Source organism: Arthrobacter sp. zg-Y877 (assembly GCF_030373105.1).
GTDB lineage: Bacteria > Actinomycetota > Actinomycetes > Actinomycetales > Micrococcaceae > Arthrobacter_B.
This window is the reverse complement of the sequence record NZ_JAUCPU010000007.1, coordinates 162,292-187,728: the sequence shown is the minus strand read 5'-3', so window position 1 is coordinate 187,728 and position 25,437 is coordinate 162,292. Positions and strand designations below refer to the sequence as shown.

26 protein-coding genes and 3 tRNA genes are annotated in these 25,437 nt (G+C 64.8%); 14 read left to right on the top strand and 15 right to left on the bottom strand.

Annotated elements, in window-relative coordinates:
• Positions 1–19: 19 nt before the first annotated feature.
• The 4 genes from QNO03_RS11735 (at position 20) to QNO03_RS11720 (ending at position 1,488) form a co-directional block, all read left to right on the top strand.
• Positions 20–93, top strand: a tRNA-Ile gene (locus QNO03_RS11735).
• A complete protein-coding gene (locus QNO03_RS11730) occupies positions 85–258 on the top strand; it encodes a DLW-39 family protein (RefSeq protein ID WP_354003901.1) in 174 nt (57 codons plus the stop codon). Before QNO03_RS11735 ends, QNO03_RS11730 begins: the two co-directional genes overlap by 9 nt.
• 67 nt (positions 259–325) lie before the next feature.
• Positions 326–398, top strand: a tRNA-Ala gene (locus QNO03_RS11725).
• A gap of 172 nt (positions 399–570) precedes the next feature.
• Entirely contained in the window at positions 571–1,488 is a 918-nt protein-coding gene (locus tag QNO03_RS11720) for a DMT family transporter (protein WP_289603417.1), read from the top strand.
• 98 nt (positions 1,489–1,586) lie between these two features.
• Here the strand turns inward: QNO03_RS11720 and QNO03_RS11715 are convergent, their stop codons facing one another.
• Positions 1,587–2,573: a hypothetical protein gene (locus QNO03_RS11715; protein ID WP_289603416.1), complete on the bottom strand. Its 987-nt coding sequence runs from the start codon at positions 2,571–2,573 to the stop codon at positions 1,587–1,589.
• A 152-nt stretch (positions 2,574–2,725) separates the two neighbouring features.
• Here QNO03_RS11715 and QNO03_RS11710 point away from each other — a divergent pair, with 152 nt between their 5' ends.
• Positions 2,726–3,268 (top strand): peptidylprolyl isomerase, encoded by a 543-nt coding sequence (locus tag QNO03_RS11710; RefSeq protein ID WP_229945853.1) that lies wholly within the window; start codon positions 2,726–2,728, stop codon positions 3,266–3,268.
• 218 nt (positions 3,269–3,486) lie between these two features.
• Positions 3,487–4,197, top strand: coding sequence for a rhomboid family intramembrane serine protease (locus tag QNO03_RS11705; RefSeq protein WP_354003900.1), 711 nt, complete (start codon positions 3,487–3,489; stop codon positions 4,195–4,197).
• A gap of 410 nt (positions 4,198–4,607) precedes the next feature.
• On the opposite strand, the gene QNO03_RS11700 is transcribed toward QNO03_RS11705, so the two are convergent.
• Entirely contained in the window at positions 4,608–4,859 is a 252-nt protein-coding gene (locus QNO03_RS11700) for a cell division protein CrgA (RefSeq protein WP_229945849.1), read from the bottom strand.
• A gap of 201 nt (positions 4,860–5,060) precedes the next feature.
• On the opposite strand from QNO03_RS11700, the gene QNO03_RS11695 reads away from it, so the two are divergent.
• From QNO03_RS11695 to QNO03_RS11685, 3 genes are read left to right on the top strand one after another with little or no spacing between them, the layout of a single operon-like run.
• Positions 5,061–5,849: a class E sortase gene (locus tag QNO03_RS11695; protein ID WP_502874582.1), complete on the top strand. Its 789-nt coding sequence runs from the start codon at positions 5,061–5,063 to the stop codon at positions 5,847–5,849.
• A gap of 1 nt (position 5,850) precedes the next feature.
• On the top strand, positions 5,851–6,021 hold the full coding sequence (locus QNO03_RS11690) for a hypothetical protein (protein WP_229945846.1): 171 nt from the start codon (positions 5,851–5,853) through the stop codon (positions 6,019–6,021).
• Positions 6,022–6,025: 4 nt separating this feature from the next.
• Entirely contained in the window at positions 6,026–6,694 is a 669-nt protein-coding gene (locus QNO03_RS11685; protein ID WP_289603414.1) for an aminodeoxychorismate/anthranilate synthase component II, read from the top strand.
• Here the strand turns inward: QNO03_RS11685 and pknB are convergent.
• From pknB to QNO03_RS11650, 7 genes are read right to left on the bottom strand one after another with little or no spacing between them, the layout of a single operon-like run.
• On the bottom strand, positions 6,691–8,589 hold the full coding sequence (gene pknB / locus QNO03_RS11680; RefSeq protein WP_289603413.1) for a Stk1 family PASTA domain-containing Ser/Thr kinase: 1,899 nt from the start codon (positions 8,587–8,589) through the stop codon (positions 6,691–6,693). The two genes, QNO03_RS11685 and pknB, sit on opposite strands and share 4 nt — an antisense overlap.
• 6 nt (positions 8,590–8,595) lie before the next feature.
• Entirely contained in the window at positions 8,596–10,410 is a 1,815-nt protein-coding gene (locus QNO03_RS11675) for a protein kinase domain-containing protein (protein ID WP_289603412.1), read from the bottom strand.
• Positions 10,407–11,846, bottom strand: a complete 1,440-nt coding sequence (locus QNO03_RS11670) for a peptidoglycan D,D-transpeptidase FtsI family protein (RefSeq protein ID WP_229945835.1) — start codon at positions 11,844–11,846, stop codon at positions 10,407–10,409. The genes QNO03_RS11675 and QNO03_RS11670 overlap by 4 nt, the downstream gene beginning before the upstream one ends.
• Positions 11,843–13,261: an FtsW/RodA/SpoVE family cell cycle protein gene (locus tag QNO03_RS11665; protein ID WP_229945833.1), complete on the bottom strand. Its 1,419-nt coding sequence runs from the start codon at positions 13,259–13,261 to the stop codon at positions 11,843–11,845. The genes QNO03_RS11670 and QNO03_RS11665 overlap by 4 nt, the downstream gene beginning before the upstream one ends.
• Entirely contained in the window at positions 13,261–14,730 is a 1,470-nt protein-coding gene (locus QNO03_RS11660; protein WP_289603411.1) for a PP2C family protein-serine/threonine phosphatase, read from the bottom strand. The genes QNO03_RS11665 and QNO03_RS11660 overlap by 1 nt, the downstream gene beginning before the upstream one ends.
• Before the next feature lie 44 nt (positions 14,731–14,774).
• Positions 14,775–15,260: an FHA domain-containing protein FhaB/FipA gene (locus tag QNO03_RS11655; protein WP_442860211.1), complete on the bottom strand. Its 486-nt coding sequence runs from the start codon at positions 15,258–15,260 to the stop codon at positions 14,775–14,777.
• Positions 15,260–15,991 (bottom strand): FHA domain-containing protein, encoded by a 732-nt coding sequence (locus QNO03_RS11650; RefSeq protein ID WP_229945828.1) that lies wholly within the window; start codon positions 15,989–15,991, stop codon positions 15,260–15,262. The genes QNO03_RS11655 and QNO03_RS11650 overlap by 1 nt, the downstream gene beginning before the upstream one ends.
• Before the next feature lie 461 nt (positions 15,992–16,452).
• Here QNO03_RS11650 and QNO03_RS11645 point away from each other — a divergent pair.
• Positions 16,453–16,535, top strand: a tRNA-Leu gene (locus tag QNO03_RS11645).
• Between the two features lie 143 nt (positions 16,536–16,678).
• On the opposite strand, the gene QNO03_RS11640 is transcribed toward QNO03_RS11645, so the two are convergent.
• Positions 16,679–17,068 carry a DUF5997 family protein gene (locus QNO03_RS11640; protein ID WP_289603410.1) on the bottom strand — a complete coding sequence of 130 codons (390 nt, stop codon included), beginning with the start codon at positions 17,066–17,068 and terminating at the stop codon, positions 16,679–16,681.
• Positions 17,069–17,119: 51 nt separating this feature from the next.
• On the opposite strand from QNO03_RS11640, the gene QNO03_RS11635 reads away from it, so the two are divergent.
• Together QNO03_RS11635 and QNO03_RS11630 are read left to right on the top strand one after the other, a co-directional pair.
• Positions 17,120–17,863, top strand: a complete 744-nt coding sequence (locus QNO03_RS11635) for a LysR family transcriptional regulator substrate-binding protein (RefSeq protein WP_229945822.1) — start codon at positions 17,120–17,122, stop codon at positions 17,861–17,863.
• A gap of 113 nt (positions 17,864–17,976) precedes the next feature.
• On the top strand, positions 17,977–18,354 hold the full coding sequence (locus QNO03_RS11630) for a VOC family protein (protein WP_229945819.1): 378 nt from the start codon (positions 17,977–17,979) through the stop codon (positions 18,352–18,354).
• A gap of 1 nt (position 18,355) precedes the next feature.
• Here the strand turns inward: QNO03_RS11630 and QNO03_RS11625 are convergent, their stop codons facing one another.
• From QNO03_RS11625 to QNO03_RS11615, 3 genes are all read right to left on the bottom strand, one after another.
• A complete protein-coding gene (locus QNO03_RS11625) occupies positions 18,356–20,086 on the bottom strand; it encodes a cation:proton antiporter (protein WP_229945816.1) in 1,731 nt (576 codons plus the stop codon).
• A gap of 59 nt (positions 20,087–20,145) precedes the next feature.
• Positions 20,146–20,922 carry a metal-dependent hydrolase gene (locus QNO03_RS11620; protein ID WP_289603409.1) on the bottom strand — a complete coding sequence of 259 codons (777 nt, stop codon included), beginning with the start codon at positions 20,920–20,922 and terminating at the stop codon, positions 20,146–20,148.
• Positions 20,923–21,027: 105 nt separating this feature from the next.
• Complete coding sequence (locus QNO03_RS11615) at positions 21,028–21,546, bottom strand: gluconokinase (RefSeq protein ID WP_229945809.1); 519 nt, start codon at positions 21,544–21,546, stop codon at positions 21,028–21,030.
• Positions 21,547–21,751: 205 nt separating this feature from the next.
• On the opposite strand from QNO03_RS11615, the gene QNO03_RS11610 reads away from it, so the two are divergent.
• Positions 21,752–22,456 carry a FadR/GntR family transcriptional regulator gene (locus tag QNO03_RS11610; protein ID WP_229945807.1) on the top strand — a complete coding sequence of 235 codons (705 nt, stop codon included), beginning with the start codon at positions 21,752–21,754 and terminating at the stop codon, positions 22,454–22,456.
• Positions 22,457–22,496: 40 nt separating this feature from the next.
• On the opposite strand, the gene QNO03_RS11605 is transcribed toward QNO03_RS11610, so the two are convergent.
• Positions 22,497–22,994, bottom strand: coding sequence for a Dps family protein (locus tag QNO03_RS11605; protein WP_229945805.1), 498 nt, complete (start codon positions 22,992–22,994; stop codon positions 22,497–22,499).
• A gap of 280 nt (positions 22,995–23,274) precedes the next feature.
• Between QNO03_RS11605 and QNO03_RS11600 the strand changes: the two genes are divergently transcribed.
• The gene (locus QNO03_RS11600; protein WP_354003899.1) at positions 23,275–23,865 is read left to right on the top strand and encodes an SRPBCC family protein; all 591 of its coding nucleotides are present in this window, start codon (positions 23,275–23,277) and stop codon (positions 23,863–23,865) included.
• A gap of 81 nt (positions 23,866–23,946) precedes the next feature.
• Here the strand turns inward: QNO03_RS11600 and QNO03_RS11595 are convergent, their stop codons facing one another.
• Positions 23,947–25,431 (bottom strand): FAD-dependent oxidoreductase, encoded by a 1,485-nt coding sequence (locus QNO03_RS11595; RefSeq protein WP_289603408.1) that lies wholly within the window; start codon positions 25,429–25,431, stop codon positions 23,947–23,949.
• Between the last annotated feature and the right edge of the window lie 6 nt (positions 25,432–25,437).

Sequence of the window (25,437 nt, the reverse complement as noted above, 5' to 3'; positions counted from 1 at the left end):
TCGGCCCGAGAAGGTATCGGGGCGCATAGCTCAGGCGGTTAGAGCGCTTCGCTGATAACGAAGAGGTCCCAGGTTCAAGTCCTGGTGCGCCCACGGAACACCTTGAAAAAGGTGGACCACAACGGCAAGGAGAATTCCGTGAAGAAGTTGCTAGCAGTTACGGCAGCGGCGGCTGCGGGAATCTTCGCCTTCAAAAAGTGGCAGGAAACTGCCGCAGAGAAAACCGTTTGGAAGCAGTCGACAGACAAGGTTGACTGACTGCCAGGAGGTAGCTCTGGTTATAACCTTCGGAAACGGTAGGTTATACTGGATAAGTTCTCATTTCGGGGGCATGGCGCAATTGGTAGCGCACCTGCTTTGCAAGCAGGGGGTTCGGGGTTCGAGTCCCCGTGCCTCCACCGAATAAGTACCGAAAAAACAGAAGGTCCCCGCTCTCCGGAGCGGGGACCTTCTGCGTTAAGCGATGCGACGGCCGCCCTTCCCGCCCTTCCGCCCGGCCCGCGGTGGAGGCTGCCCAGGCTGCCGGGACGTCGGGACATCGGGACCGTGGAGCTGGACTAGGGTTGGCCTGTGAATGTTTTCCTCGCGGTAGTTGGCGTGCTGGGCGTCTCCGCATCCGGGCCCATCATGGCCGCCACTGCTGCTCCCGCCCTGGCCATAGCGTTTTGGCGAAATGCCCTCGGCGCAGTGCTGATGGGAACCCCTGCGGTGCTGGGCCGCCGTCGGGAGTTCGGGCAGCTGACCGCACGCGACTTCAAATGGACGGCCATCGCCGCGTTGGCCCTGGCACTGCACTTCGCCTGCTTCATCACGTCGCTGCAGCTGACGTCAGTTGCCGCTGCAACGGCGCTGGTCTGCCTGCAGGCCGGGTGGATTGCGTTGTTCAATGTGCTGCGGGGCATCAGCGTACCGCCGGCCGTGCTGGCCGGGCTCGCGGCGGCGTTCGCCGGCGTGCTGGTCATTTCCGGGTTCGATCTGGGCTTGTCCGAAGAAGCGCTCATCGGTGATGTCCTGGCCGTAGCCGGCGGTGCCCTGGCCGGCGTCTACACCATAGCCGGAGGGAAAGCACGGGAATCCATGTCCACCGGCACCTACACCACCCTCTGCTACGGAGCGTGTGCGGTATTGCTGCTGGCCCTCTGCGCCGCCTTCCGGCAGCCCCTTGTGGGTTTCCCGCCGGCGGCATGGCTGGGGATCCTCGGGGTCACCATCGTGGCGCAGATCCTGGGCCACACGGTGTTCAACCACCTGCTGGCCGTGATCAGCCCGCTGGTGGTGTCCATGATCATCCTGCTGGAGATCCCGGGTGCGGCCATCCTGGCGGCGGTTTTCCTCGACGAGAAGCTTCCTGCCGGAACATATGCAGGCCTGACACTGATCCTGGCGGGACTGACGGTGGTGGTAGCCGGGCAACGCCGGATCCGGGCCGGGCAACGGACGCAGGCGGTCCCACCCGCTCCTCCGGCGCTGGGCGGGGACAAGCTGTAAACAGGACTTAAAGACAGGAGGAGGACCCCGCCGAAGCGGGACCCTCCTCCTGTACTCGTCCCGGCTGCCGGACCTAGGGCCGACGCCGGAACATGTGGCTACTTGCCGGTGTTGTTGTTCTGTGCGCCGGACGGCTTTGCGGCGTCCTTGGCGTCACCGGCGGTGTCCTTGCTGTGCTTGCCGGCCTCAGGGGACTTTTCGCCGGACCGGGCGGCAGCGCGTTCGGCTGCTTCCTTGATGCTGGCGACAGTCTCCTTGGTTTCGGAGGCCGCGGGCTTGGCGGTGTCCGCAGCGGCGGGCTTGGAGGCCGTCGTCGGCTTAGGGACCTCAACCACGGGTGTGGCCGGCTTGGCGGAGGCGGCAGAGGATGCGCCGGTGCCGGCAGGTGCCGTTGCCGGAACCGTGGTCGCCGGGGTGGGCGAGGCAGCGGGGGCCGCAGGCTTCGGCGCCGGAGTCTTCCACGGATCCTCAACCGGACGGGAAGCGCGCCAGGCGGCCACGCCTGCCGTCACTGCGGCAGCGACGATGCCAAAGACCAGCCAGCCCTTGCCACCGCCCTTCTGGTTCTTGCGGGCTTCCTTGGCAGCCTGTGCGGCGGCCTTCTGTGCACGCTTGAGAGCCTTCTTGTTGCCGGTCACCTTGGCAACGGCTGTCTGCACGGGCACATTCGCGGCAGTCAGGCTGCGCGAAACGTTGTCCGCTGCTACGCCGATGCGCGTGGAGAGGGCGGGAATGTAATCGTCGACAACCCGGTCCTTGGCGGTGTTCAGTGCCGGAGCGGCACGGTCCAGGGTGCTCTGGATACGGGGAGCGGCTTCATCCACAGCGTGGCTGATGCGCGGTCCCACCTTCTCCAATCCGTCCTGGATGCGGGGAGTGACAGTGGCTACTCCCTGGGCAATTTCGTCAGCAGCACGCTTGATGCCGTCCTGGATTTTCGGAGATGCGGTTTCGATCCCCTTCTCGATGCGCGGAACGGCCCAGCCTCTGGCGGCCTCCACCTTGGGTGAGGCCCAGTCGCGGGCAGTCACGATGCCTGCGGCCACATTGGCTTCGAGATCATGGGTGATGCGGTCCTTCTTCAAAACTACCTCCTGGGATAGTTGTCGTTTCAGCCTTAGCCTACGTGTTCCGGCTGGTCTCTGCTATCGGAGGCCCTGGCCGGGCGTGGTTTTCACTGTGCGCTGAACACGGCCGTTTCCGCCCACGCGGGGAGGTGCCGTGGAACAATGTCCTTATGACTGCTATTCCTACAGCAAAAGCAACCATCCACACTTCCATGGGTGACATCCGTGTCAACCTGTTCGGAAACCACGCCCCCAAGACGGTCAAGAACTTCGTGGGCCTGGCCACCGGCGAAATTGAGTGGACCGATCCGGCAACGGGCGAAAAGACCAGCCGCCCGCTCTACGACGGGACGATTTTCCACCGCATTATCAAGGACTTCATGATCCAGGGCGGTGACCCGCTCGGCCGTGGCACCGGCGGTCCGGGCTACCAGTTCGACGACGAGATCAACCCCGATCTCGATTTCTCCGCACCGTACAAGCTGGCCATGGCCAACGCAGGCGTCCAGATGGGCCGGGGCACCAACGGCTCGCAGTTCTTCATCACCTCCGTGCCCACCACGTGGCTGCAGGGCAAGCACACCATTTTCGGTGAAGTTGCCGATGACGAGTCGCGCGGCCTTGTGGACCAGCTCAACGCGGTCTCCACCGACGGACGCGACAAGCCGACCGAAGACGTGGTTATCAACAGCATTACCGTCGAGCAGCTCTAGTCTGTTCGAAGGTGCCCCGGCCGGAGTCTCCGGCCGGGGCTTTTCGTCAATATCCGGGAGTCCCAGCAATGTCATATGGTGTGCCGGCCGAGGTGCCGGCTTCGCAGGTCCCCGTGTGTCCCCGACACCCGGACCGGGTCAGCTATATCCGCTGTCAGCGCTGCGGACGCCCGGCCTGCCCCGAGTGCCAGACGAATGCCGCCGTCGGGGTCCAGTGCGTGGACTGCTTCAACGAGCAGCGCAAGGCCCAGCCCGCCTACCGCACCCCGTTCGGCGGCCGTGTGGCCCGGACCGAAAAGCCCATGGTGACCATCACCATCATGGCCATCTGCGCCGTCGCCTTCCTGCTGCAGCAGTTGCTGCCGGAGTTCACGAGGACGTTCTTCTTCGCGCCGGTGCTGGCGGATTACCAGCCGTGGCGCCTGCTGACTGCCGCGTTCCTGCATTCCCAGGGCGGGGTCATCCACATTGCCTTCAACCTCTATGCCCTGTGGTTCCTGGGCCGGAGCCTGGAGCCTCTCTTCGGCCGCGCGCGGTTTGCGCTGCTGTACCTGATTTCCGCCCTCGGTGGTTCCGTGGGTGTCATGTACCTGGCGGAGCCGGCCACAGCGGTGGTGGGCGCCTCAGGCGCAGTTTTTGGACTCTTCGGCGCCCTGTTCGTGGTGATCCGCCAACGGCGCGGAGAGCTGCGTTCCCTGTTGATCCTCCTGGCGGTGAACCTGGTCCTGGGGTTCGTGTTCCCAGGGATAGCGTGGCAGGCCCACGTAGGAGGACTCGTCACCGGTGCTGCGTGCGCAGCCATCCTGGCCTACACGCCGCGTGGAAAGCACCGTACCGCCATTCAGCTTGCCGGTCTCGCCGGAGTGGTACTGCTGCTGATCGTGGCGGCGGTGCTCTGGCAGTCCCCCGTGCAGATCATCCCAGGCTGATCGGCCCTGCCGATCCACAGGCTCCGTGCCCGCCGTCCCTTGACGGCGGGCACCGCCATTTAACCCGGGTGCGGAGCCCTGCCGGGCAGAAAAAGTTATCCACAGGGATACCCACAGTGTTAATAACCTACATGGTTGTAGTTTTCGATCCCGGCCCCCAGTCCACAGGGTTATCCAGAGGCTGTGGAGACTTACACACATGTAATTCCACAGGTGTGGATAACCTGCTTCCCTTTGTTTGCAAGGAAGTTCCAAAAGTAACCCACAGAGTTACCCACACCTGTGGATAACTCCGTGCACAACCTGTGAACAACAGGAAAATCAGGGGATAGCGCCAGGCGGGCAACAAAAAAGGCTTCCCCGGTGCCGAAACGGCACGGGGAAGCCCAGGTTGGGGAACGCGGGTGTGGTCAGCGCCAGCGCGTTGTCATCAGAAAACCGACAATCGCGATTCCGAAGCCCACCAGGATGTTGCTGGCTCCGAGGGCAGGCACCGGATACTCGCCCTGGGTGATGTAGTACGTGATGATCCACAGCAGTCCCAGGATCATGAGCCCGAACATTACCGGTTTGTACCAGACGGGGTTCTCTTTGGGGACAGACGCTGTCTGGCCCTGAGTAACGGGGCGTGAAGGCTTCTTACGGGATTTGGACTCAGGCACGGATCCTCCTAGCGGAACCGGCTCTGCGGGCGCCGGTGGTTGTAGTCATGGACTGGGATGGCAAGGCTGTGAAGAACTCTCCTGGAACCCGCACAGACCTGTTAGGGTCATCCCTATTCTGAATATCCTAGCGAATGCCACGGCCAAGCTGTTCCGGTTGATCCAGGACCGTGGAATACCGGTACCAGCTAAAGGAGTCCGTTGGCTGATCCACCAACCACCGCCGTGCGGCACAGCCGGGAGCGCAGTGCTCCCGCATCACGGCCGGGCCGAAAGTGGAGGCTCGGCGTGCAGGTGGCCGGCGAACTCCTGATCACCATTGGTGTGGTCCTGGCCCTTTACGTGGTGTGGCAGCTCTGGTGGACCAACCTGGATTCAAACCGGGCCCAGGAGGAAGCCATCAGCGGGTTGTTCAAGGAGTTTGACGTGCCGGCATCGCCGGCACCCCCCGGGGACTATGGGGATCCAGTCGTCTTGGCGCCGATAAGCGGGGAAGGGACGACCTTCGCCGTCGTGTACGTGCCGAGGTTCGGACCCGACTATGTCGCCCCGGTAACCAGCGGCGTGGGAACTGCGGTCCTTGACCGCCTGGGACTGGGACACTATCCCGCTACGGCCATGCCGGGCGCCGTCGGCAACTTTGCCGTCGCCGGCCACCGCCAGACCCACGGCAAGGCACTGGATCCTATCCACACCCTGGTGCCCGGAGACCACATCTATGTGCAGACCGCCGACGGATACTACGACTACGTCTACCGCAACACCCAGATAGTGCTGCCGGACCGCGTGGATGTCCTCTCAGGCGTCCCCACCGAGCCCGCCGCGGTTCCCCAGGACCGGTTCCTGACCCTCACCAGCTGCAACCCGCGTTTCGGTTCGCAGGAACGCATCATCGCCTATGCACGGATGGATTCGTGGCGTCCGTCCTCTGCCGGGCCCCCCGCCGCGATCGCCGACGCGGTGGCCGCCAATGCTTCCGGAGGCCGGTAAAATGTACGGATGGCTGTTCCGGCACCTTCCGGGACCGTTGTGGGTCCGGATCCTTCTGTCCGCGGTACTGATTGCCGCCACGGTGTTGGCACTGATGGAGTACGTCTTTCCCTGGCTGGACCGGACCAGCTTCCTTCCTTCCCTAACGGATTCAACGATTGGCGGTTCCTAGCCCCATGAGCACCCGTATCCTGGTGGTCGATAACTACGACAGCTTTGTCTACACGCTGGTGGGCTATCTCCAGGAAATGGGGGCGGACACCACGGTGATCCGCAACGATGACCTGGACACAGCTGCGGCGGCGGAACTCGCTGCAGACCACGACGGCGTACTGGTCTCCCCGGGGCCGGGCACACCCGCCGAGGCCGGGATATCAGTGGACCTGATCCGGTGGTGCGGAGCAACCAAAACCCCCATGCTGGGCATCTGCCTGGGCCACCAGGCATTGGCCGAGGCCTACGGCGGCACGGTCACGCACGCACCGGAACTGATGCACGGAAAGACCTCCCTCGTGGAGCACACGGGAGACGACGTTTTTGCGGGGCTGCCCAGCCCACTGACAGCCACCCGCTACCATTCCCTGGCTGCCGTCGCAGACAGCATCCCCGCCGAACTGCGGGTCACGGCGCGTACCGCCAGCGGAATCATCATGGGGCTGCGGCATGCCGGTGCACCCTTGTCCGGGGTGCAGTTCCATCCGGAATCGGTCTTGACCGAGGGCGGTTACCAGATGCTGGGCAACTGGCTGGAATCGGCCGGGCTCACGGGAGCAGCAGCGCACGCCGCCACCCTCAGCCCGCTGATCTCCAGCGCCGCCGGTCCGGCAACTCCCGCGCGGGCCTAGCGGCGTCCCGGAGGCGTGCCGCGCGTAGGCGTCGGCGTGGGAGTGGCAGAATCCTCGGGATCCGGAGCGGGTGCCGGTGCCTTAGCTACCGAGAGCTCCACCAATGTGCGGGGGGCGACTGCCGTCCCGGCGGGGATGCTCTGCATGATGACCGTTCCGGGTGCGTGATCGGCGGACTCGACCTGGATCACCTTCGGTGTGAGGAGGAACTCGGGACCGACCAGTGTCGTTTCCGCCTGATCCTCCGGCAGGTTGCGGACATCGGGGACAATCACCAGTCCGCTGGACACCACAATGTCCACTTCCTGCCCCATCGGCACGGTCTCGCCGATGGCCGGGTCGGTACCAAGTACGCGTCCCGCTTCCATCGTGGAACTGTTGGCCTTGATCGTGGCACCGCCCTTCAGGCCCAGCTCGCGCAGTGCGTCCCTCGCCCCGGATTCCGTCATCCCGAAGAGATCCTGCGGGATGGCGGCACTGGAAGGACCTTTGGAGATGTAAAGCGAAATGCCCTCGCCGAGGGCGGTGTCGGCGCCCGCTGCCGGAGTGGTCCGGATAGCGAGGTCCTTGCTGATGTTCTCGCTGTACTCCTCGATGATCCTTGGCGGCTGGAACCCTGCGTCGATGACGGCGTTCATGGCATCGGTCTGGGTCTTCCCCTCGACCACGGGGACCGTGGCGGTGACCGGGGCTGGAGGCTTGGCATTGATCATGTTCCAGCCGACGAATCCGCCCACGGCGAGCACGAGCACCACCAGGATGCTGAATACCGTGATCCAGGCGCGCCGGCGGGCCTTTTGCTGCGGGTCGCGGTCACCGGTTGAGCCGATATCCAGGGCAGTGCGGTCCCCGCCGCGGCGTCCGCCGTCATCATCCGTAAGGAGCGGGCTTCCGGCCGGAACATTGGCCATGGTGCGTGTGCGTGCTTGGTCTTCCCGGGAGGAGGGCAGGACCGTCGTGGCCGGCTCCGCCGGGCCGGACACGGCAATCGCCTGCGTGGCAGCGGTGGCGGGGCCGTCGTCGCGCGCTGCCAGCAGGGCTTCCCGGAACTCCCGGGCCGTTTGGTAGCGGTGGTCGCGGTCCTTGGTCAGTCCACGCTTCAGCACATCGTCCAGGGCCGGCGGGACTTCGGGATTGAGGCTGCTGGCTGCGACGGGCTCTTCACGGACATGCTGGTAGGCGACGGACACGGGGCTTTCCCCAATGAACGGCGGCCTTCCGGTGAGCAGTTCGAACAGCAGGCAGGCAGCGGAATAGAGATCGCTGCGGGCATCTACGGTTTCACCACGGGCCTGCTCGGGCGAAAGATACTGGGCAGTGCCGATCACGGCCTGGGTCTGGGTCATGGTCGCCGCCGAATCCGCCATTGCACGTGCAATGCCGAAATCCATGACCTTCACGGAGCCGTCGGGAGTCACCATCACGTTGGCAGGCTTGATATCCCGGTGGACAATCCCCGAGCGGTGGCTGTAGTCGAGGGCCGCGAGGACGCCAATAAGGTAGTCAACGGACTTTTCGGTGGTGAGCTCGCCCGCCTTGAGCAGGTCGCGCAGGGTCCGGCCAGGAACGTATTCCATCACGATGTAGGGCAGCCGGACATCATCACGGGTGGACGCGGATTCCTGGTCCCCGGTGTCATACACGGACACGACGGAGGGATGGTTCAGGCCGGCAACGGCCTGCGCCTCGCGCCGGAACCGTGACTGGAACAACGGGTCACGGGCCAGATCCGGACGCAGCACCTTGATGGCGACGGTCCGGCCCAGCCGGATGTCGCGGCCAAGGTAGACATCGGCCATCCCGCCGCGGCCGATGAGTTCACCCACCTCGTACCGTCCGTTGAGGACGTTGTCGGTGTTGAGGGTGGGTTGCCCCCGAAGGAAGTCTGCGCTCATGGTCTTTTAGTTGCTGCCCGTAGGGCCGGTCATGCTTGCGCCGCCGGACTGGTTCTGGCTCGTGCCGGTGCCTGCGCCGGCACCACTGTTGTCGGTGTCGCCCGTTGTCGGAGGGGCCGTCGAAGTTGACGGGGCAGGCGTGGGCTGGGGTGCAGCCGGGGCGACGTAGAACGTGACCGTGGAGCCCTCGGGAACGGCGGTGCCTTCTCCGGGTTCAACGGCGGAGACCCTGCCCGGCTGTGCGCCGGACGAAGGGCGTTCCCCACCGTTGTTGGGAACCAGGCCGGCCTGGGTCAGCAGCTGGCTGGCTTCCTGAGCGGACCTTCCGGTCAGGGACGGGACAGTAACCAGCGCCGGTCCGGAGGAGTATACGACGGTGACGGCGTCGCCGCGGTTCAGTGGTCCCGAGGGATTCACTTCAATGACCAGTCCCTCCGGGACATTGGCGTCGGAGACCGGAAGGCGTTCGACCTGCAGCCCGAGGGCGCTCAATTCCGCAGCCACTTCGTTGACCGGCCGGTTGGCATATTCGGCCGAATTGATGACGATTTCCTCGTCCGAAGGAGTCGCTGACGGGGTCTTGGACGGTGAGGCGCTGCGGGACGGGCTCGTGGAGCTGGCGGCCGGAGCCGGGTCCTCGTCACCTTCGGAACCGGTGAGGACGAAGAAGGCCACCACGCCTGCCAGAATCAGCACGAGCAGGGCGATCAGCGGAATGGTCCAGGGGCTGCGCCGCTTTTCCTCTTCGACGTCACCCGGGTCGGCGCCGTCGTAGTCGGCCTCGTCTTCGTCGGTCCAATCCCGGGATGCGGCGAGCTCGCCCGTCCGCGCGTCATCTGCGGCTACGGAGGCACCGGCGACGGTCGGCAGGGCCGACGTCGACGGCGCGGTGTCCACCACGCGGGTGGCGGACGTACCGGCGGTGGGTACCGGCGCCGTAATCGCACTTGTGGAGGAACCGAAGAGCAGCATGCCGGGGACAGCTTCCTCCGCGGCGTTGATGTCGCCCCGGCGGATAGCTGCGACAGCCAGTGCCAGGGACTCGGCGTCGGCCGGGCGGTCCGCCGGATCCTTGGCGAGCATGGACATGACCAGGGCGCGCACCGGCTCCGGAATGGACTCCGGAAGCGGCGGCGGAGTGTCGTTGACCTGTGCCAGCGCAATCGCGATCTGGGATTCGCCGGAGAACGGACGGCGGCCGGCAAGGAGCTCGTAGCCAATGACACCAAGCGCGTAGATGTCACTGGATCCGGTGGCCTGCTGTCCGGTGGCCTGTTCCGGGGCCAGGTACTGGGCGGTTCCCATCACCTGGCCGGTGGCGGTAAGGGGCACCTGGTCGGCGAGGCGGGCGATGCCGAAGTCGGTGATCTTGACCTTGCCGTCGGGCATGATCAGCAGGTTGCCCGGCTTGACGTCCCGGTGCACCAGGCCCTGGTTGTGGGCTACGGCCAGGGCCGTAGCGACCTGGCCGATGATGGACAGGGTCCGGTCCGGAGAAAGCACCTTGTCGCGCTCAATGATGGTCGACAACGGCTGCCCGGGGACCAGCTCCATGACCAGGTAGGCCGAGCCGTCCTCCTCGCCGTAATCGAAAACGTTGGCGATGCCGGGATGGTTGAGCAGGGCGGTGTGCCGTGCCTCCGCCCGGAACCGGTTGAGGAAGCCCGGGTCGCCGGTGTACTCCTCCTTGAGGATCTTGATGGCGACAATGCGGCCCAGGACCAAGTCCCGTGCCTTCCAGACCTCGCCCATACCGCCAATGGCAATACGGTCGGTCAGCTGGAACCTGCCGCCTAAGGTGATACCCGATGTAGGCCTCACTTGTTCAACACCGCCTCTAGGAGTTTCTGCGCGCTTGGAGTGGTCAATTGGGCACCGGTAGCCAGATCCACGTCTTCCATGACGACGGAAATGGCTACCTGCGGATCGTTGGCTGGTGCGAAGCCGGTGAACCAGGCGTTGTCGCCCCGGCCGTCCACCTGGGCCGTGCCGGTCTTGCCTGCCACCTCGAAGCCGGGAACCCGGGCGGCCTGGGCCGAGCCGTTATTCACGACGCCGACCATCCACTCGGTGAGCTGGCGGGCAGTATCCGGACTGACGGAGGTATTCAGCTTGGTGGGCTTCGGCTCGTCAATCACGGAAAGATCGGGGGCACGGACGCTGCGGACCAGATTTGGGGTCATCTGCTCGCCGTTATTGGCAATCGCCGCGGAAATCATGGCTACTTCCAGCGGTGTGGCGGTAACGCTGCCCTGGCCGATGGAAGCAAGGGCCAGCTGGGCCTCGTCCTCGTTTTCAGGGAAGTGGCTCTCCACGACGCCGACGGGGATGGACAGTGGCGTGTCGAAACCGAACTTTTGGGCCTGTGCCGCGATGTTGTCCTGCCCGAGGTCCAGCGCCACCTGAGCGAAGACCGTGTTGCAGGACCAGGCGAGGGCAAAGGCGAAATCCGCCTCGGACCGGGACGCGCAGGCACCCGTGGTGAAGTTCGGGAGGGAAGTGTTGGTCCCGGGCAGGGGGAACGTGGGAGGGTTCGGGATCACGGAGTCAGCGTCATACTTGCCCGATTCCAGGGCTGCTGCAGTGTCCACGAGTTTGAAAACGGACCCGGGAGCCAGCAGGGACTGGGTTGCCGGGTTGAGGTAGGGCGACAATCCCGGCGTGGAGGTCAGCGCATCCATGTTTGTCTCGAGCAGAGCGGTGTCGTGGCCGGCCAGGAGATTGGTGTCATAGGAAGGCTTCGAGACCATGGCCAGGATGTCCCCCGTTTTCGGGTCCAGCATCACGATGGATCCCTTCTGGCCGTCGGGAATCAGGTCGTACGCCAATTGCTGGAGTTCCGGGTCGATGGTCAGTTCCACCGACGCACCTTGGCTCTGGGCGCCGGAGAAGAGCTGCACCAGCTTGTCGTAGAACTGCTGCGAACTGTTGCCGGTCAACTCCGCATTCATTGCCATTTCCAGCTGTGTGGTGCTGTTCAGGTTGAAGAATCCGGTCAGGTGGGAATAGAGCTCGGGATTGTTGTAGACCCGCTGGTAATTGAACTCGTCGTTGGAGGGAACGGATTCGGCGACTGCCTTGCCGTCCACGAGGATCGAGCCGCGGGGTTCGCCGAAATCGCGGTAGATGCCCCGGTTGTTGTTCGGGTTCGCGTTCAAGTCCTCGGCGGCAAAGAACTGCACGTAGGTCAGTGAACCCAGAATGAGGACGAACATCGCCAGGGCTACCACCCAGCTGTTACGGATAGCCTGGTTCATTCGTCTCCTTCCTTAGGGATACGCCGCCCGCGTGTGGAAGCGCCGATCGGGTATTCGGACATGGCTGGAACCATGTCGGTGGCCAGCGGCCCGGTTGCCGAGGGCCGGCGGGATGCGTCCGAGATCATCAGCAGCAGCGCCACAATGATCCAGTTGGCCAGCAGGGAGGATCCGCCCGCGGACATAAAGGGAGTGGTCAGGCCGGTAAGCGGAATCAGGCGCGTCACGCCGCCGATAACCACGAAGCACTGCAGGGCGATGGTGAACGACAATCCGCAGGCCAGCAGCTTTCCGAATCCGTCCTTGGTGCCCAGTGCCGCCCGGAAGCCGCGGGAGACCAGCAGGACGTAGAGCAGCACAATTGCGAAGATGCCGATGAGACCCAGTTCCTCGCCGAGGGCAGCAATAATCATATCGCTGTTCGCAAAGGTCACGAGATCCGGACGCCCCTGGCCGAGTCCCGTGCCGACCAGCCCCCCGCTGGCAAGGCCGAACAGTCCCTGCACCACCTGGTGGCTGCCGCCGATGCTGTTGTACACCTCGGGATCAAAGGCATTCAGCCAGCCGTGGATCCGCAGCTGCAGGTGGCTGAACAACTGGAGGGCGACGAAGCCGCCCACCGCCAGCAGGCCCATGCCGATCAGCACCCAGCTCACACGGCTCGTGGCGACATAGATCATGGCCATAAACAGGCCGAAGAACAGGATGGACGAACCGAGGTCCCGTTGGAACACCAGGACGCCGATGCTGACGAGCCAGGCGGCGAGCATGGGGCCCAGATCCTGCATGCGGGGCAGCTGAAGCGGCCCCACCTTCCGTCCCGCGAGCAGGATGAGGTCGCGGTTGGTGGAAAGATAACCGGCGAAGAATATAGCCAGGGTGATCTTGGCGATTTCACCGGGCTGGAAGGTGGCGTTGGAGCCTACCCTGATCCAGATCCGCGCCCCGTTGATCTCCTGGCCCAGGCCCGGCATCAGCGGCAGCAACAGCAGGACCGCGCTGACGATCAGGGAGATATAGGTGTACCGGCGGAGTATGCGGTGGTCTTTGATCACGAACAGCACGGCGATGCCGGCGGCCACGGCCACGGCACTCCACAACAACTGCCGGTCCGCGGCATTGGTACCTTCGGTAATGTCCAGCCGGTGGATCATAGCCAGTCCAACGCCGTTCAGGGCAGTGACCACTGGAAGTATTACCGGATCGGCATATTTTGCACGGAAGCGCAGCACGAGGTGGAAGATGACCACCAGAGCCATCAGGGTGCCGCCCTGGACCCAGAAATCGGAGTCGAAGGCACGGTCTTCATCCAGCCCGACAATCATATTGGCCCCCACTCCGACCAGAAGGGCCACGAGGAGCAGGAGCGCTTCAATGTTTCGGCGCGGCTTGGACACGGTGAGGACGTCAGACATTACTGGACACCTCCACAGGCGCTGTTGGCCGCGGCGCTCGGAGATGCGCCGCCGTCGTCCATCCCCGAACCCGAGTCCGCCGGCGGACACAGTACGGCCTTTGCGGTATCGCGCAGCTCGGTGACAATCTTCCCGGCGTGTTCAAGGTCCCGCGCCGGGAGGGTGTCCTCCACCCGGTTGCGGTGGTATTCGGAGAGGCTGTCCACCGGAATATCGGAGACGTCCGTGACATGCGAAAGGTGGATCGGCCCGAGCGTCTGGGAAACCCCGTTGAAGATGGCAACCCGGTTGTCATACGACCCCACGTAGTAGCGGGTCTGCGTCCAGGTGTAGCCGAGCCAGACGGCGACGGCGAGAAGGAGCGCAACCACGGTCAGGAATGCGGGCAGCAGCCAGCGCTTCCACGCCGGCCGGGGTGAATCTCCGGTCTGCTGCTCTGCGGCCTGCCCGGTGTCCGCCTTGTGGGTAAGCATGCGGGCAGCGCGGCGCTCGGCGGAGCGCTTGGTGACAATGGGGATCTCGCCGGTCTCGGTGGCCAGGGCGGCCGCACCCACCAACACATGGGGGCGGGAAGCGAGATCCTGGCGGATCAGGGCGGCGCGTTCGCGTTCGCTCTCGTCGTCGTCCGCGTCGTCACCGGCATCCGTGCCGTTGGCCGTCTCCGGACTCGACGCGGCATCCGGTGCGTCGTCAACGACCGGAGGTACTGCAGCGGCGACCGCGGCGTCACGGGACCCGGTGTCCTGGGAAGGGAACTGCGCAGTGGCTGGGCCGGAGCCCGCGTTGGCATCTTCGGCGATTTCGATGACGGCGACGGTGACATTGTCGGGAGAACCGCCGGCCAGGGTCAGCTCCACGAGGGTGTCGACGCACTCCTGCAGGTCCGAGGAGCCGCGGAGGACACCCTCAATGTCGGAATCCCGCAGGACTGCGGTCAGCCCGTCCGAACACAACAGCCAGCGTTCCCCCGGTTCCACCTCGAATGAGGCCAGATCCAGTTCCGGACTGGCATCCACATCACCGAGCACGCGCATCAGGACATTCTTGTGCGGATGGACTTCGGCTTCTTCGGGCTGCAGGCGGCCTTCGTCGATCAACCGCTGTACGAAGGTGTGGTCGATGCTGATCTGCTCGAACCGGCCGTCCTTCAGCCGGTAGGCACGGGAGTCGCCAATGTGCGCAAGTGCCAGCCGCTGGTCGTGCAGCAGGAGCGCGGTGACCGTGGTGCCCATGCCGGAGAGCTGGGGGCTGGTGGTCACCAGCTCGGACAGCAGCGAGTTAGCTGCCTGGATCTCGTCGGCCAAGATGGTCAGCGGCTCGTCTTCATGGCTGTCGCTGTCGAGGTGGACCAGGTCAAGCACGGTGGACGCGGAGGCGACATTGCCTCCGGCATGGCCGCCCATGCCGTCGGCTACGACGGCAAGGTAGCGGCCGACGTAGGCGGAATCGTCGTTCTTGAAACGAACCATTCCGACGTCGGACCGTGCAGCATATCTAAGGACCAGGGCCACCTTCAGGGCCTCAATTCGATGACCGTCTTGCCGATGCGGATGGGCACACCGGGTTCGACGGGCAGCGCCCGTGTGAGTTGGCTGCCGCCAAGATAGGTTCCGTTGGTGGAACCGAGGTCTTCGATGAACCAGCGGCTGCCCTGGGGGAAGAGCCGTGCGTGGCGGCCCGAGGCATAGTCGTCTTCGAGGACGAGCGTTGCCTCCTGGGCGCGGCCCAGGAGGATCGGGCTGGCAGCCAGGTCAATGGTGGTGCCGCGCAGGGGTCCTTCCGTAACCACCAGTTCCCGCGGGGCGGCCCTGCTGGGCGCCGGGGCACGCTTCTCCAGGCCGGGGTCCTTGCGGATCTGGCGGGCCGTGGGTGTTCCGGTCCGGTTGCGGCTGCCGACGGCAAGATCGCGGCGGATGGCGCCGACGACGGAGACCACCATGATCCACAAGAGGATCAGGAAGCCGTACCGCAGGAGTGTTTCAGTTAATTCGCTGAGCACTAACGTCCCCCGGTCCGGACGGGCAGCAGCCGGAACACGATCCGCGTGCGGCCCATGGCAATTGTGGATCCGTCAGTGAGCACTGCTTCACCTTGAACTTTCTGGCCGTTGACGAAGCTGCCGTTGGTGGAGCCGAGATCGACGGCACGGCTGGCACCGTTTTCGGTGCGGATCTCCAGATGGCGGCGGGAAACTCCCGTGTCATCCACGGGGATGTCCGCTTCGGAGGAGCGTCCCAGGACCACGGACGGCGCATTCAGGGTGTACCGCTGGCCGTCGATTTCGAGGACGGGCTGCATCCGGCCGGAAGGTCCCTGCTTCGGTGCCGGTGGCGAGGGTACCCGGGGCTGCGTGGACGAGGACTTCTCGGTGGCGGAGTCCACTTCCAGCACTCCCGCTTTCAGCGAGGAGTCCTTAGTGAAGGAGACCCGCACGGGCCCCTGAAGGGTATAGGACTGGCTCCGGGCATGCTTGATGACTACGTCGCAGAGTTCTTCCGCAAGCGGTGCCCCCCACTTCTGGGCCTGTGTGAAGTCCGGGCTGGAAAGGCGCACGGTAAAAACGTTCGGGGCAAGGGTCCTGCCCTGGCCAAGGACCATCGAGTTCTCGTCGAGTTCCCTGCGGAGTGCAATGGCAAGTTCCAGGGGTTCAACACGGCCGGACGAACCGGTTGTGAAGGCACCGCGAACAATCTTCTCTATGCCGCGTTCGACATTGTCGAGTAAGCCCAAGTCCGTCTCCTTCCGTGTCCTGTCCATTGAGTTGCCACGTCTGCAGCACCTTCCCCCGGCACCGCGGTGCGGGCGGAACAGTCCGCCGGGACTGGGTTGGGACCGGTTCCGGCAGGGCACAGGTACATACGTCCACTTCGATACTACTGGTGAGCGCAGATAAATGTCTTACCGCGGCATCGGCACCCGGTGTGCCTTAAAGCGCCGGGGAACGGCAGGAAGCATCCCGGTAGCCGCCGGTAGCCGCCGGATATTGTGCGGGGACCGGCCCGGCGGAGGCCTGGTACGCCCGTGCAGCGAGGCCGTTTGGAAGCAGCATCAGGGGCCGTTTAGGTGTTTCAACGGATTGCCGGTATGCTTGATTCTGCTGTTCCCGAGGAAATGCAACGGATCCTCCCGGACAAGACCGCTTCAGCGGAATCGTCCGGCTATCCGTAGGATTACCACGGGAAACCATTTATGCGCGAGTGGCGGAACGGCAGACGCGCTGGCTTCAGGTGCCAGTGTCCGAAAGGGCGTGGGGGTTCAAATCCCCCCTCGCGCACATAGATTGGGAATGACCCCGGCCAGATGGCCGGGGTCATTTTTTGTGTCCGGCGGCTGACGGTTCCGGTGTCCGGAACGGCAGAGGGACCGTGGAGCGTGCTCCACGGTCCCTCTTTGCCCGGCGGCCAGCGCCGGCAGCGGCTAGGCTCCCTGCGCCTTTTTGGCTTCCGCGTCCTTGACCCGCTGGGTCTCGGCGCGCACGGCAGCGAAGCTCGCCCGCTCTTCCACCAGCCAGGCCGGCGGCTGGGCCAGCAGTGCCTTGATTTCCTCGGTGGTCAGCGGCTCGGTCACGCCGGCGCGGGTCAGGCCGCCGATGGACACGTTGAGTTTCTGTGCCACCACCGGACGCGGGTGCGGACCGGTCCGCCGCAGTTCGACGAGCCACTCAGGCGGATTGGACTGCAGTTCATCGAACTGGGCACGTGAAATAGGCCCGTCCTGGAAGTCCTGCGGCGCTGCGGGCAGGTAGATGCCCAGTTTCTTGGCTGCCGTGGCAGGCTTCATGGATTGGGGGGATTTCTCGGAGGTCATGTTCCAAGGGTATCCGCCCGCCGCGCCCACCCGGTGGGCTAAGGTGTTTTGATGCCCACAGACACATCAGCACCCCTTCAGGGGGCCACATCCCGGCCGTTGACCGTGGCCTACGTACCGGGTGTGACACCGGGCAAATGGATCACCCGCTGGCGGGAACGGCAGGATCAGGAACTGCGGACTTTCCAGTGCGAGGAGCCCGACGCCTTGGAAGAACTGGCGTCCGGCCGGGCGGATCTGGCATTTGTCCGGATACCTGCCGAAGGTTTTAACCGCCCGGACGGGGTAAACCTGATTCCACTGTATGAGGAGCAGCCCGTGGCTGCCGCTGCCAAGGAGCACCCTCTGGCGGCCTTTGATGAGGTGGAGTTGGCGGACCTCGACGGCGAGACGATCCTGGACATTGACGAAATGGGTGGAGCCGCCGTCGCCCTGGAGGTTGCTGCGGCAGGCAGCGGCGTAGTGATCCTGCCCATGTCCGTAGCCCGCCTGCATTCCCGAAAGGATGTTGCAGCGCGGCCGGTGAACGGCGTTCCCGCAACCCGGATCGGCATTGCCTGGCGCCAGGAGCGGGATGCCGCCGACATCGAAGAGTTCATCGGGGTGGTGCGGGGACGTACTGCCAACAGCTCCCGCCAGCCTTCCATCCAGGCCGAGCAGAAGTCTTCGGCGAAAAAGCGGACCAAGGAACGGCAGACCCGCAGCGGGGCGAAACCTGCCGTGAAGTCCGGCGGGCGCCCAGGGAGCAAGGGCAAGGGCAATAGCAAGGGCGGCAAGCCGCGGCGTAGCCGCTGAAGTCGCGCAGCCGCTAAGGTGCCACCCGGTGGACTGCCAACCGGTTCCCTCTGGTGACTCCCAACCGGTCCCCTCTGGTGACACGCGACGAGGGCGGTGGTAGCTTGCGGCGGATGCGGATCAAAATGAGTGGCATCCATGTGCTTGACCCGGAACGCGCCTACGAGTTCTACACGGGGACGCTCGGCCTGGAACCCCTGATGGCCATGCCGGAATACAACCTGTTCATTGTCTGCTCGCCCGAGGACCCGGGCGGTCCCGGACTGCTGCTGGAGCCCAGCGACAATCCGGTGGCCGAGGCCTACCGGTCAGGGATTTACGGGCAGCAGCTTCCCGTACTCGTGCTCGGTGTTCCCGATGTGCAGGCGGAGTACGAGCGGCTGTCGGGGCTCGGCGTCGAATTCCTCGGTGAGCCGACCCTAGACTCGACCGGAGCAATGGCAGTGTTCGACGACGGCTGCGGCAACTACCTCCAGCTCCACCAGGACTAGGTCAGCGTTCCCCCAGCCGCGGCCGCAGCCGGGATTCCTCCAGATCCAGGAGACGCTGTGCCTCAGAGAGCGTCCGGGAGGTGAAGCGTCCCTCCCGGCGGGCGACCAGCAGTTGGTTCCGTTCGGCTTCGACGACGGCGCGCCGCAGCTGCCGGTACTGGAGCTGCGGCGTGGGATCCTCGTTCTCCCCGAGTGCCCGCGCCCGCTCCCAGGCGAGCTCGCTCCGCAGGAACGAGCTTTGCCGGACCCGCTCCACCACATCGGGATCCACGTCCTGGTGTACGCCCAGGCATTGCTCCGGCTGTTCCAGGATGCTGAGGCCGGCGCCGCTGAGCTCATCGATCAGCTTGGCAAGCTCCCGCTGGTCTGCCGCGACATCCCTGCCCTGCACGCCCAGGACGCGGATCAGCCACGGCAGGGTGCCGCCCTGCAGCAGCAGTGTTGCCACCGCGACGGTGAAAGCAATAAGTACCAGCTGCTCCCGGTACGGTGTCTGTTCGGGCAGGGACTGGGCCGCGGCCACGGTCACCACACCACGCATGCCGGACCAGGAAATCACCATGCCGCCGCGCCAGCCCAGGCCTTCGCGGTTCAGCTGCTCGATGTCGGCCCGGCGCCGTCGGTAGAGCAGCTCGGCGCGGAGGTGCCGCCTGCGCTGGCGGTCATCCGTCAGCCCGCCGGCTTTGACCCCGTCCAGCCACCGCCGGAACCGCTTGGTCCGCCGGTCCTGGTACCGCACTTTGGCCCGGAGCAGGTACATCAGGGGGGTGACCCAGGCGAACCGGACAAGGATCAGCAAGGCGGTGGTTGCCAAACCGATCAGTACGGCATCAAGGACCGGCAGGAGGCTGGTGTCGACGTTTTCAACCAAGTGCCTCAATTCCAGCCCCATCAGCAGGAACACGCCGTTTTCCAGCAGGAACTGGATGGTCCGCCAGTTGATGCTGTCATTGATCCGAACCTGCGCCGTGAATGCGGAGGCGCTTCGATGCCCGGTGTACAACCCGGCAACAACGACGGCAAGGACGCCGGAGGCTCCGGCCTCCTCCGCCGGGATGAAGGCGATGAAGGGAACAACAAAGGAAATGGCCGTGTCCAGCACCGGATCGTGCAGTTTCGAGCGGATGTAGACCGTGGCCGCGCCGACGAGCAGTCCCACCAGGATGGCAACAACGACGGCGAAACCGAAGTCGCCGATCCCTGCCCAGATACTGGACAGGCCGCCGGCGGAGGCAGCGACGGCCGAGCGCAGCAGCACCAGCGCGGTGGCATCGTTAACCAGTCCTTCGCCCTCGAGCACCGTCACCAGGCGCGGCGGCAGGCCGAGCCGTTTGCCGATGGAGGTCGCGGCCACGGCGTCCGGCGGGCTGACGACGGCGCCCAGCGCCACTGCGGCTGCGAAGTTCAGGTCCGGCAGCAGCAGGTAGAGCAGCAGGCCGGTCACAAAAGCCGAGACCAGGACAAGGAAGACCGACAGTGCGGAAATAGCCCCGATATTGCGCCGGAAGTCCACCACCGGAACGTTGACCGCCGCGGCATACAGCAGCGGCGGGAGCACACCCATCAGGATCACGTCGTGCGGAACGGAGAATTCCGGCACACCCGGGGTATAGGAGAGGGCCAGCCCGACGACTACCAGGATGAGCGGGGCGGCTATCCCAAGCCGCTTGGAAAAAGCCGTAATGGTGACAATGACGGCAACGCCTACAACAATCAGAAAACCCGGTTCCACACTTCAACACTAGTCCCGGCGCGGAACGCGCATGCTGCCGCCGGCGGGCGCGGGACGGCCTAAGTGTAGGGAGACCAGCCCGTCAGCACCGTGAGCATGTCCAAGGTCACTCCGAAGATTGCGTAGATGGTCACCGGCACCATCAATGCCCATTCGCGCCAGGACCCTGCGGCACCGATCAGGGGCAGCGAGAAGCTGCCGCTGCTGCGCCAGAGCTTGTTGACCACCGGGAAACGGGTCAGGGAACGCGGCCGCTTAATCCGCAGCGGCCACAGGATCATCACGCCTTGATGCGTCAGGAGGTCGCCCACAATGTGGACTGCTACGCCCAGGCCCACGGCTACCGGGAGCCAGTCGTTGTTTTCCGGGGCATACACGGCTATGAACCCGGAGAAAGCCAGTGCGAGGAACCAGCTGCGGACCGGCCCGCCGGCAATTTTCAGTGCCTTGAAGGCGAACCCCATGAGTAGGACGGACAGGATACCCGCGCCTACGGCCACGGAACCGAAAACAGGAACGTCGGCAGTCACCCTGCCCAGCGCCGTCGCAAGGGCTACGAAGACAGCCAGGCCGAGCAGGGAGTGGGTTCCGCGCCTGTGTCCTCCGCTGACCGCTTCCGTCAGCCGGGCGAGGATTTTTGTCACCGGCGGAAGTGAGTGGGCAATGGTTCCGCTGTGGTGGTCGAGGTCCGGCAGCAGAGCCGCGCCGGCGGTCAGCAGGGCGCCGGTGACAATGCCCAGGGGAGTGACCGGATACCAGCCGAAGGCGTAAGGGGCGGTGGACGCCACGGCAACCCAGGCCGCGGCACCGCTAGCGGCATGGTGGCCACCCATCATGGTTGAAAGTCCTTCCAGAGGGCGGTGCAGGCGCCGGAGAGTTAACGAAGGTAACTATTTTTCCACGGTTTGGGCAGCTGCCGGGCCACTGGGGCGGCGTCCGCGTCAGGCGGCGTCGAAGCCCAGGTGGTGCATGACGGCGGCCACGATTTCGGCGGGGCTATTGGTGATGTCAAGGCGGAGGCCCGCTTCCTCCGGCGAAAGGGGCTCCAGGGTGCTTAGCTGGGAGGGAAGCAGGGAGGGCGGCATAAAGTGCCCGGTCCGGGTCTTCATCCGCTCGGAGAGCACTTCGCTGCTTCCGTCCAGATGCACGAAGGTGACATCTCCGGAGGCCTGGGCAAGGACATCACGGTAGGTGCGTTTCAGGGCCGAGCAGGTGACTATGGTGCACCGGCCGTTGTCCGCCTGGGTGCCCATCCAGTCACGGATCGCGAAGAGCCACGGCCAACGGTCGTCGTCGTCCAGCGGAGTTCCCGCGGTCATTTTGGCGATGTTGACCGCGGGGTGGAACTCGTCCGCCTCGGCGGCTATCCAGCCGAGGCGCTTGGAGAGCAGGTTGGCAATGGTGGTCTTGCCGGAACCCGCCACACCCATGATGACGATGTGCTGTGCACTGGGGGCCATGTCGATCTCCTGGGGACGTCGTTGTCGCGGGTTCGGTTCCGGCTGCTAACCAAACAATTTTCGTAAAGGTATCACCAAAGCATCCAATAACCGTGGTTTAGTAGGATTTTATCGAAAGAACGGCTGCCGACAGTGCCGTTCCCGTGGGAGGCACTGTATATGCTGCCAACGGAATATGTGTCGGAAGCCAGCGGGAGACACGGATATGACTGAACAGGCGGGACCGCCGGCCGCAGTGTTGAATGCCCGGATTATCGAGACGCTGGGCTCCGATATTGTCTCCGGCGTACTTGCGCCGGGCGACCGGCTGACACTGGAGGGACTGCAGCACGAGTTCGGGGTGTCCCGCACCGTGGTCCGGGACTGCATGCGGATCCTCGAGTCCATGAACCTGGTGTATTCCAAGCGCCGCGTCGGCATTGTGGTCCAGGAGCGGGACCTGTGGAACGTGTTCGATCCCCGCGTCATCCAGTGGCGTCTGGCGGGTCCGGGCCGGACCGAGCAGTTCCGGTCGCTGACCGAACTGCGGGTGGGAGTGGAACCGGTTGCCGCAGCCGCCGCTGCCCGGCATGCCGCACCGGATGAACGGACCCGGATCCTGGAACTGGCGGCAGAATTACGCAGGCTTGGGGAGGCCGGGGAGCTGGAAAGGTTCCTCGACGCCGACGTCGAATTCCATACACTGCTGCTCCAGGCCAGTGGCAACGAGATGTTCTCTTCGCTGCAGAACGTGGTTGCAGAGGTGCTTACCGGCAGGACCAGGCAGGGCCTGATGCCGCCGAATCCGACGGAAGCTGCCCTGCAGGGGCACCTGCTGGTTGCCGAGGCCGTCGCTGCAGGGGATGACGGCGCTGCCTTGGCGCATATGACAGCCCTGTTGGAGGAAGTGCGGCAGGCCGTGGCCGGCTAGCGGCCGGAAACGGCACTGCCGCACTTCCCAGGAGCGGGACCTAGCGGGTCGGTTCCAGGTTGCTGTCCTCGGGGGTGACCACCTCGGCCGTGGCGGAGATGTTTTCCGCATCCACCATCCAGGCGTACTGCTCCAGCTTGGCGATGAAGCCGTGCAGGATGTCTGCGGTGGTCGGATCTTCCTCGTCCACCTGGTCATGGACGTCGCGCATCGTCTTGACGACGGCGTCGAGCATGGCGACCACGTGGGTCACGGTGTCGCGGGTGTCCACGAGGCCGGCGGGGAACGGCGGCAGGCTGGTGCCCTCGGCCACTGCCACGCTGCGCCCGTCCGGAACGGCCCGGAGGGCCCGCATCCGTTCTGCGAGCTCGTCGGCGAAGATGCGTGCGTCGTCGATGATCTCGTCAAGCTGCAGGTGCATGTCGCGGAAGTTCTTTCCCACCACGTTCCAGTGGGCCTGCTTGCCCTGCAGGTGCAGCTCGATCATGTCCACCAGAACGGCCTGCAGATTGGTGGTCAGTTCTTCAGATGCCTTCATGTTTTCCTCCACTGTTGACGAAAAATGAGTACTGAATGCACCCAGCACGTTTTCCGCCTCCGGATACTGTCCGGACCGGCGGCTTCGGCGGGTGGATTGTTCCCCAGCCTAACCCTGCAGCGCGGCCCCGGCCATAAGGGGACGGCTCACGGGAAAGCTACTATAAGCAACCTTACTTCCAGTTGAAGTGCCCTGTCCTCCTGTGTACGGTGAGGAAATCGGGGCTCCTGATCAAGGGGTGCCCGGCCAGACGCAGGATTCGCACTACCGGAGGGACAGCATGACCACCGTAGAAGAGTCGATCAACGTAGCAGTACCAGTGACCACGGCTTACAACCAGTGGACGCAGTTCGAGTCGTTCCCGCACTTCATGGGCGGGGTCGTCTCGATCACACAGCTTTCGGACACCACCACCCACTGGGTGACCAAGGTGGCCGGCGTCGAGCGGGAATTCGACACCGAAATCACAGAACAGCATCCGGACGAGCGCGTTGCGTGGAAGAGCACGGACGGCAAGTCCCATGCCGGCGTCGTGACCTTCCACCGCCTGGGCGACGCCGAGACGCGGGTGAGCGTGCAGCTGGACTGGGATCCGGAAACCTTCGTCGAGAAGCTGGGCTCCGTGGTCGGCGCCGATGACCGGCAGGTGAAATCGGACCTCGCCCGCTTCAAGGAATTCATTGAGAGCCGCGGCTCCGAGACCGGCTCCTGGCGGGGAAACGTCGACGCCCCCGGTAACGCGGCCACCGGAGCATCCGGCTCCGCCCCTGTGGGCCCGACCTCCACGGACACCTCACGGCTGGCTGCGGCACCCGATGCGGATCCGGCGATGGATGATCCGGAATCCGGCGGCCCCCGGGCCGGCCTCTAACCACTGAGGGATTTAAACAGGAACTGCGGATGCCTTGCCGGCATCCGCAGTTTCCGTTTAAATGGCTGTTAACTGCCGTGGTCAGGCCGGATCCAGGTCCTTTACCGCCGGACCTTCCAGGAGTGCACCTTCTGCGCCGAAACGCGAGCCGTGCAGCGGGCAGTCCCAGGACTGCTCCGCGTCGTTCCAGTTCAGGACGCCCTTCATATGCGGGCAGATGGCCGATACCCGGCTGGTCTTGCCTTCCACCGTGCAGATTCCCACCGGCTTGCCGTTTTCCCGGGCCACCACGCCCTGTCCCTCCGGCGGTGCCTCGTCGGTGCTGGTGGCCAGTCCGGCCGCCCAACCTGTGAGCATGGACAGTCCGACTTCGGCGTTGTCCCGCAGGGTGGAGGCAGCATCCAGTGGGGCTACCCGGGGCTTGTACAGCTCGCGGGCCCAGGGATTCTCGCCGCCGAGAATCTCGGCGCTCAAGGCGAGGGAGGCGGCTACCGCATTGGTCATACCCCACTTGTTGTAGCCGGTGGCGGCATAGATATTCGCCCCCATCAGCGGCAACTGCCCCACATAGGGCAGGCTGCGCGCCGGCGAGTAGTCCTGTGCCGACCAGGCAAAGCTCGCGGCGCTTCCCACGGCGAAGTTGTCCACCGTCCAGCCCACGAGGTCGTCAACCAGTTCCTGGGTGTGCTTCCTGCGTCCAACGGTGTGTCCGTTGCCGCCGGCCAGCAGATAGGAGATCCCATCCGACTCCGCCGTCCGCAGGGAGCGGGTGGGGGAATCGGCGGAGAGGTACATACCCTGCGGAACCGCGCCGGTGACCGGAAGGGCGACGGCGTAGGAACGTTCAGGCTTCAGGACGGCGAAGTAACCACCGCGGTCGAGGATCGGGATGCCGGTGGCCAGCACCAGATGCCGGGCAGTGACCTCGCCCTGGTTGGTGATGACCCTGATGCCGGCACCTTCCTCATGGCGGGCTCCGGTCACGCGGACGCCTTCGATGAGGCTGCCGCCGTGCGCACGGTAATCCTTGGCCAGGCCGGCGAGCACCGTCATCGGGTGGATCTGTGCCTGGCCGCGCAGCCGCAGCGCACCCGTGGTTTCAAACGGCAGTTCAGTGTCCGTGGTGAACTCGACGTCGAGTCCGGCCGCCTGTGCGGCCTCGTGTTCCTTCCGCAGGCTCTTGAGTCCCTGCTCGGTAGTGGCGTAGGTGTAGGCGTCCCGCACCTCGTAGCCGATGCCGTTCTCATCGCAGAAGCGCAGCAGCCAGCTTTGCCCCTGGCGGTTGGCTTCCACGTACTGGCGGGCGATCTCCGCATTGTGGTGGGAGGTAATGCTGGACAGCTGTGTCCCCTGCAGGAGTGAGACCTTGGCGGTTGTGTTGCCTGTTGCCACGGCGCCTACCGTGCGTGCTTCCAGAATGGCCACCCGCTGTCCGCTCCGGGCCAGCAAGGCCGCGGTGGTCAGTCCGGTGAGCCCGGCACCGACCACCACGGTGTCATAGGCGACACCGGGGGCGAAGGGATCAGTGGGTATAACGGGCGCGGTTTCGAGCCATAGAGATTTCAAGTTGTC